The sequence below is a fragment of the Thiohalocapsa sp. ML1 genome (assembly GCF_001469165.1).
GTDB lineage: Bacteria > Pseudomonadota > Gammaproteobacteria > Chromatiales > Chromatiaceae > Thiohalocapsa.
The window spans coordinates 1-620 of sequence record NZ_JABX01000133.1; the positions used below are offsets into that span (position 1 = coordinate 1).

The 620-nt window shown below is 70.2% G+C and carries 1 pseudogene; it reads right to left on the reverse strand.

The features are described from left to right. Positions 1–442: pseudogene (locus tag ML01_RS26660) on the reverse strand (hypothetical protein); the annotation flags it as partial. Between the last annotated feature and the right edge of the window lie 178 nt (positions 443–620).

The window sequence follows — 620 nt, forward strand, 5'->3', positions numbered from 1 at the left end:
ACACCGCCCGCGGCGCCAGGCCCGCGGCCAGCGCCGCGCGCTGCTCGGCGGCAATCGCCACCACGGCCTGCTCGAGCGCCGCGTTCAACCCCTGCTGGCTGCCGTAAGCGGCGCCGACGAACGCCGACAGGCCGCTGAGCTCCAAGCACTCGCAGACCAAGCGCACGCCGCCGCCGGCGCGCAGGGTGATGACGAACTGCAGGGCCAAGACCAGCCGATGCAGCCACCGCACGCCCGCTTCGGAGGCGAACAACGCGGCCAAGGCCGCCGGCACCTCGGGCGAGACCGCGTCCGCCTGCGACCAGTCCCGCAAGGTGCTGCGCGGGCGCCCGATGCCAGCAGCCGCGGCACGCTCGCTCTGCCCCGCCGCCCGGCAGCGCGCCGCCGCCGCGAGCGCTTGCGCCCGCTCCAGACGCGTCGCCGGCTTCGATCCGGCTGCCACTGGCGAAGCGCTTGCCGCTGGGCTAAAGTCTGAGACGGTAGAACCTTCGAACATGTTTCTTGACCCTCGGTGAGCTTGCACTTCCAAGGGTAGGAAATTTCGGAGGTTCTGCCACCCTCCCTCAAGGCGATATCTCAGTGCACTACTGGGTTTTGGTCGGAGTTATGATCAAGGCCCC